The sequence below is a fragment of the Azoarcus sp. PA01 genome (assembly GCA_001274695.2).
Taxonomy (GTDB): Bacteria; Pseudomonadota; Gammaproteobacteria; order Burkholderiales; family Rhodocyclaceae; genus Aromatoleum.
In genome coordinates this window covers 1-5,432 of the sequence record LARU01000003.1, presented here as the reverse complement: position 1 = coordinate 5,432, position 5,432 = coordinate 1, and the positions used below count along the sequence as shown (strand labels likewise).

Annotated in this window: 9 protein-coding genes and 3 pseudogenes; 7 read left to right on the top strand and 5 right to left on the bottom strand. The window is 66.8% G+C overall.

The window, feature by feature from the left end; genetic code table 11:
* From PA01_18910 to PA01_18885, 7 genes are all read left to right on the top strand, one after another.
* A partial coding sequence (locus PA01_18910; GenBank protein KAI5912454.1) for a hypothetical protein occupies window positions 1-217 on the top strand: 217 nt, incomplete at its 5' end.
* A gap of 78 nt (window positions 218-295) precedes the next feature.
* Window positions 296-769 carry a 4-hydroxybenzoyl-CoA reductase subunit gamma gene (gene hcrC, locus PA01_12065; GenBank protein ID KON80439.1) on the top strand — a complete coding sequence of 158 codons (474 nt, stop codon included), beginning with the start codon at window positions 296-298 and terminating at the stop codon, window positions 767-769.
* A gap of 183 nt (window positions 770-952) precedes the next feature.
* Window positions 953-1,318 (top strand): hypothetical protein, encoded by a 366-nt coding sequence (locus PA01_18905; GenBank protein ID KAI5912456.1) that lies wholly within the window; start codon window positions 953-955, stop codon window positions 1,316-1,318.
* Window positions 1,225-1,668 (top strand): molybdopterin-dependent oxidoreductase, encoded by a 444-nt coding sequence (locus PA01_18900; protein KAI5912453.1) that lies wholly within the window; start codon window positions 1,225-1,227, stop codon window positions 1,666-1,668. Before PA01_18905 ends, PA01_18900 begins: the two co-directional genes overlap by 94 nt.
* Window positions 1,665-2,231 carry a molybdopterin-dependent oxidoreductase gene (locus PA01_18895; GenBank protein ID KAI5912452.1) on the top strand — a complete coding sequence of 189 codons (567 nt, stop codon included), beginning with the start codon at window positions 1,665-1,667 and terminating at the stop codon, window positions 2,229-2,231. Before PA01_18900 ends, PA01_18895 begins: the two co-directional genes overlap by 4 nt.
* Window positions 2,120-2,581 (top strand): molybdopterin-dependent oxidoreductase, encoded by a 462-nt coding sequence (locus tag PA01_18890; protein ID KAI5912455.1) that lies wholly within the window; start codon window positions 2,120-2,122, stop codon window positions 2,579-2,581. The genes PA01_18895 and PA01_18890 overlap by 112 nt, the downstream gene beginning before the upstream one ends.
* Window positions 2,582-2,600: 19 nt before the next feature.
* Window positions 2,601-3,002 carry a molybdopterin-dependent oxidoreductase gene (locus tag PA01_18885; protein KAI5912451.1) on the top strand — a complete coding sequence of 134 codons (402 nt, stop codon included), beginning with the start codon at window positions 2,601-2,603 and terminating at the stop codon, window positions 3,000-3,002.
* Here PA01_18885 and PA01_18880 read toward each other — a convergent pair.
* From PA01_18880 to PA01_18860, 5 genes and pseudogenes are all read right to left on the bottom strand, one after another.
* Window positions 2,995-3,690: pseudogene (locus PA01_18880) on the bottom strand (molybdopterin-dependent oxidoreductase). The gene PA01_18885 and the pseudogene PA01_18880 sit on opposite strands and share 8 nt — an antisense overlap.
* A 46-nt stretch (window positions 3,691-3,736) precedes the next feature.
* Window positions 3,737-4,501, bottom strand: a pseudogene (locus tag PA01_18875) (xanthine dehydrogenase family protein molybdopterin-binding subunit).
* Complete coding sequence (locus PA01_18870; protein KAI5912450.1) at window positions 4,444-4,662, bottom strand: hypothetical protein; 219 nt, start codon at window positions 4,660-4,662, stop codon at window positions 4,444-4,446. The pseudogene PA01_18875 and the gene PA01_18870 overlap by 58 nt, the downstream one beginning before the upstream one ends.
* A pseudogene (locus PA01_18865) lies at window positions 4,659-4,934 on the bottom strand (2Fe-2S iron-sulfur cluster-binding protein). Before PA01_18865 ends, PA01_18870 begins: the two are co-directional and overlap by 4 nt.
* Window positions 4,935-5,214: 280 nt before the next feature.
* A partial coding sequence (locus PA01_18860) for a hypothetical protein (GenBank protein ID KAI5912449.1) occupies window positions 5,215-5,432 on the bottom strand: 218 nt, incomplete at its 5' end.

The window sequence follows — 5,432 nt, the reverse complement described above, 5'->3', positions numbered from 1 at the left end:
AGATGCCTGCAAAAAAGTTGCGCCAGTTGCAGCGCGCCTTTCAGGCGAGCGCACAAACTCCGCCTGTCGGTTGCAGCCCGAGCACGCCGAACGTTCGTCTCCGCGCGTCGAATCCCTTGAAAATCATGGGATTTCGTTGCCTGCTTCGCGACCGACCGCTGCTTTGCGCTTCATATTTTCGGTCGCCTCCAACGGTGCTAGCATCGCTTCACGTTAAATTGTTTGATATCAAACATTGATGCCGGACCGGCGAGAATCGCACCTGCGCTCGCGACGGTTCGCCCAAGGAGGCGACATGAAGACTCTGCTGATACTTTCGGTGAATGGCCGGCCGCGCGAGGACGCAGTGGCCGGGAATGCGTTGCTGATCGATTATCTGCGCGACACGCTCGGCCTGACCGGCACGAAGCAAGGCTGCGACGGCGGCGAGTGCGGCGCGTGTACGGTGCTCATCGACGAGCCGCGGCTTGCGTGCTGCACGCTCGCGCACTCTGTGGCCGGGCGCTCGATCGAGACGATCGAAGGGCTCAGCCACGAAGGCAAGCTGTCGCGCCTGCAGCGCGCGTTCCACGAGCACCTCGGCAGCCAGTGCGGCTTTTGCACGCCGGGCATGATCATGGCGGCCGAAGCACTGTTGCGCCGTACTCCGCAGCCGTCGCGCGACGCGATCCGCGCGGCGCTCGCCGGCAACCTGTGCCGCTGCACCGGCTACGTGAAGATCATCGATTCGGTCGAAGCGGCCGCCTGCGCCAGCGAGGTGCCGGCATGAACGCGCCCGACCGCGAACTGCGCAAGCTCGGCGCGGCCAACGGGCGCCGCGCGGCGTCGGCGCCCGCCTGCCGCTCATCGACGGCATCGAGAAAGTCACCGGCACGGCACGTTACACGGCCGATCTGCCGGCCCAGGCGCGCTGGTCGGCAAGATCCTGCGCAGCCCGTACGCGCATGCCGAGCTGCTCGAAGTCGACATCAGCGAAGCGCTGAAGCTGCCTGGCGTGCGCGGCATCGTCACCGGTGACGACTGCGACACGCCTTACGGCGTGATCCCGATCGCGCAGAACGAATTCCCGCTCGCACGCGGGCGCATCCGCTATGTCGGCGAGCCGCTCGCCGCGGTCGCCGCGGTCGACGAGGCGACCACCGACGCCGCGCTCGCGCTGATCCGGCTGAAAGTGCGCGAGCTGCCGGCGTATTCGCCGCGGCTGATGCGCGCGAGGCCGATGCGGTGCTGCTGCACGACAACAAGAAAGGCAACATCGAGCGCGAAGTGCATAACGAGTTTCGGCGACACTGCCGCGGTTTCGCGACGGCCGACCTGATCCGCGAGGAAGTCTTCGAGTGCGCCGAAATCCACCACGCGATGATGGAGCCGAATGCCGCGCTCGCAGCGTGGGACAACGAGCGCGGGCACCTGACGCTGTGGTCAGTCACGCAGGTGCCGTACTACGTGCATGAATCGCTCGCGCGCTGCATGAAGCTCGACGCGGCCTATATCCGCGTCATCAAGCCGTTCGTCGGCGGCGGCTTCGGCCACCGCGTCGAGACGCTGAACTTCGAGATCATCGCCGGGCTGCTCGCGCGCGCAGCGCACGGCACCGTGCGCCTGCTGCAGACGCGCGAGGAAGCGTTCCTGACGCACCGCGGTCGCCGCAGACGCACGTCCGCATGAAGCTCGGCCTCACGCGCGACGGGCGCATGACCGCGTGCGCGGCGGAAGTCGTGCAGCGCGGTGGCGCGTATGGCGGCTACGGGCTGGTGACGATCCTGTACGCCGGCGCATTGCTGAACGGCCTCTACGATCTTCGTGCGGTCAAGTACGACGGCTATCGCGTCTATACGAACACCCCGCCATGCGGCGCGATGCGCGGCCACGGCACGGTCAACATCCGTTTCGCGTTCGAATCGCTGCTCGACATGATGGCGGCCGAACTCGGCCTCGACGCGTTCGCGGTGCGCCGCAAGAACCTGCTGAAAGCGCCGACCGACACGATCAACGGGCTGAAAGTGATGAGCTATGGCCTGCCCGAATGCCTCGACTGGGTCGAGCAGGCAAGCGGCTGGCGCGAGCGCGCAGCGCGGCTCAAAGCCGACAGCGACGGACCGATCAAGCGCGGCATCGCATCGCCTGCTCGCACTTCGTCAGCGGCTCAGCCAAGCCGGTGCATTTCACCGGCCAGCCGCACGCGACGATCGCGCTGCGCGTCGATTTCGACGCCGGCATCACGATCCTGACCGGCGCATCCGACATCGGGCAAGGCTCGTCGACGATCATCACTCAGGTCGTCGCCGAAATCCTCGGCGTCGAATACCGCCGCCTGCGTCTCATCGCGACCGACTCGGCGCTGACGCCGAAGGACAACGGCTCGTATTCGTCGCGCGTGACTTTCATGGTCGGCAACGCTGCAGCGGACGCGGCGCGCAATCTCAAGCGCGTGCTCGTCGCCGCGCGGCGAAGCGCCTGCAGGTTGCCGAAGCCCACGTCGACTGGCTCGGCGAAGCGGCCGCAGTCGTCGGCGATGCGTCGCGCCACATCGCGTTCCACGACGTCGTCGAGGAAGCGCTCGTCGAGGTCGGCATGCTGACCGTCAAAGGCACGTTCACGTGCCCGCCCGAGTTCCAGGGCGGCAAGCAGCGCGGCGGCGCGGTCGGTTCGACGATGGTTTCTCGTACGCGGCGCAGGCCGTCGAAGTCAGCGTCGACACCGACCTCGGCACGGTGACCGTGGACAAGGTCTGGTCGGCGATCGACTGCGGCTTCGCGATCAACCCGATGTCGGTCGAAGGACAGGTCCAGGGCGCGATCTGGGATCGGGCCCCACCATGGGACAGGCGCGATCTCCGAGGAATAAACCGTCTACGAGAACGCGTCGCCGACAAGGCGCGGTCAGGCCTGGCTCGATTATCGGCGCTGGCCGACGATCATCGAATCGCCGGGAGGCCAGTCGACGTGGGCTTCGGGCAACCTGCAGGCGCTTCGCCGCCGCGGCGACGAGCACGCGCTTGAGATTGCGCGCCGCGTCCGCTGCAGCGTTGCCGACCATGAAAGTCACGCGCGACGAATACGAGCCGTTGTCCTTCGGCGTCAGCGCCGAGTCGGTCGCGATGAGACGCAGGCGGCGGTATTCGACGCCGAGGATTTCGGCGACGACCTGAGTGATGATCGTCGACGAGCCTTGCCCGATGTCGGATGCGCCGGTCAGGATCGTGATGCCGGCGTCGAAATCGACGCGCAGCGCGATCGTCGCGTGCGGCTGGCCGGTGAAATGCACCGGCTTGGCTGAGCCGCTGACGAAGTGCGAGCAGGCGATGCCGATGCCGCGCTTGATCGGTCCGTCGCTGTCGCTTTGAGCCGCGCTGCGCGCTCGCGCCAGCCGCTTGCCTGCTCGACCCAGTCGAGGCATTCGGGCAGGCCATAGCTCATCACTTTCAGGCCCGTTGATCGTGTCGGTCGGCGCTTTCAGCAGGTTCTTGCGGCGCACCGCGAACGCGTCGAGGCCGAGTTCGGCCGCCATCATGTCGAGCAGCGATTCGAACGCGAAACGGATGTTGACCGTGCCGTGGCCGCGCATCGCGCCGCATGGCGGGGTGTTCGTATAGACGCGATAGCCGTCGTACTTGACCGCACGAAGATCGTAGAGGCCGTTCAGCAATGCGCCGGCGTACAGGATCGTCACCAGGCCCGTAGCCGCCATACGCGCCACCGCGCTGCACGACTTCCGCCGCGCACGCGGTCATGCGCCCGTCGCGCGTGAGGCCGAGCTTCATGCGGACGTGCGTCTGCGGCCGACCGCGGTGCGTCAGGAACGCTTCCTCGCGCGTCTGCAGCAGGCGCACGGTGCCGTGCGCTGCGCGCGCGAGCAGCCCGGCGATGATCTCGAAGTTCAGCGTCTCGACGCGGTGGCCGAAGCCGCCGCCGACGAACGGCTTGATGACGCGGATATAGGCCGCGTCGAGCTTCATGCAGCGCGCGAGCGATTCATGCACGTAGTACGGCACCTGCGTGACTGACCACAGCGTCAGGTGCCCGCGCTCGTTGTCCCACGCTGCGAGCGCGGCATTCGGCTCCATCATCGCGTGGTGGATTTCGGGCGCACTCGAAGACTTCCTCGCGATCAGGTCGGCCGTCGCGAAACCGGCGGCAGTGTCGCCGAACTCGTTATGCACTTCGCGCTCGATGTTGCCTTTCTTGTTGTCGTGCAGCAGCACCGCATCGGCCTCGCGCGCATCAGCCGCGCGAAATACGCCGGCAGCTCGCGCACTTTCAGCCGGATCAGCGCGAGCGCGGCGTCGGTGTCGCCTCGTCGACCGCGGCGACCGCGGCGAGCGGCTCGCCGACATAGCGGATGCGCCGCGTGCGAGCGGGAATTCGTTCTGCGCGATCGGGATCACGCCGTAAGGCGTGTCGCAGTCGTCACCGGTGACGATGCCGCGCACGCCAGGCAGCTTCAGCGCTTCGCTGATGTCGACTTCGAGCAGCTCGGCATGCGCGTACGGGCTGCGCAGGATCTTGCCGACCAGCGCGCCCTGGGCCGGCAGATCGGCCGTGTAACGTGCCGTGCGGTGACTTTCTCGATGCCGTCGATGAGCGGCAGGCGGGCGCCGACGCCGCGCGGCGCCCCGTTGGCCGCGCCGAGCTTGCGCAGTTCGCGGTCGGGCGCGTTCATGCCGGCACCTCGCTGGCGCAGGCGGCCGCTTCGACCGAATCGATGATCTTCACGTAGCCGGTGCAGCGGCACAGGTTGCCGGCGAGCGCCGCGCGGATCGCGTCGCGCGACGGGCTGCGGAGTACGGCGCAACAGTGCTTCGGCCGCCATGATCATGCCGGCGTGCAAAAGCCGCACTGGCTGCCGAGGTGCTCGTGGAACGCGCGCTGCAGGCGCGACAGCTTGCCTTCGTGGCTGAGCCCTTCGATCGTCTCGATCGAGCGCCCGGCCACAGAGTGCGCGAGCGTGCAGCACGCAAGCCGCGGCTCGCCGTCGATGAGCACCGTACACGCGCCGCCACTCGCCGCCGTCGCAGCCTTGCTTCGTGCCGGTCAGGCCGAGCGTGTCGCGCAGATAATCGATCAGCAACGCATTCCCGGCCACTGCGTCCTCGCGCGGCCGGCCATTCACCGAAAGTATCAGCAGAGTCTTCATGTCGCCTCCTTGGGCGAACCGTCGCGAGCGCAGGTGCGATTCTCGCCGGTCCGGCATCAATGTTTGATATCAAACAATTTAACGTGAAGCGATGCTAGCACCGTTGGAGGCGACCGAAAATATGAAGCGCAAAGCAGCGGTCGGTCGCGAAGCAGGCAACGAAATCCCATGATTTTCAAGGGATTCGACGCGCGGAGACGAACGTTCGGCGTGCTCGGGCTGCAACCGACAGGCGGAGTTTGTGCGCTCGCCTGAAAGGCGCGCTGCAACTGGCGCAACTTTTTTGCAGGCATCTT

Coding starts and splice junctions, on each gene's coding strand:
- hcrC (KON80439.1), top strand. CDS start 296: ATGAAGACTCTGCTGATACTTTCGGTGAATGGCCGGCCGCGCGAGGAC.
- PA01_18895 (KAI5912452.1), top strand. CDS start 1,665: ATGAAGCTCGGCCTCACGCGCGACGGGCGCATGACCGCGTGCGCGGCG.
- PA01_18870 (KAI5912450.1), bottom strand. CDS start 4,662: ATGAACGCGCCCGACCGCGAACTGCGCAAGCTCGGCGCGGCCAACGGG.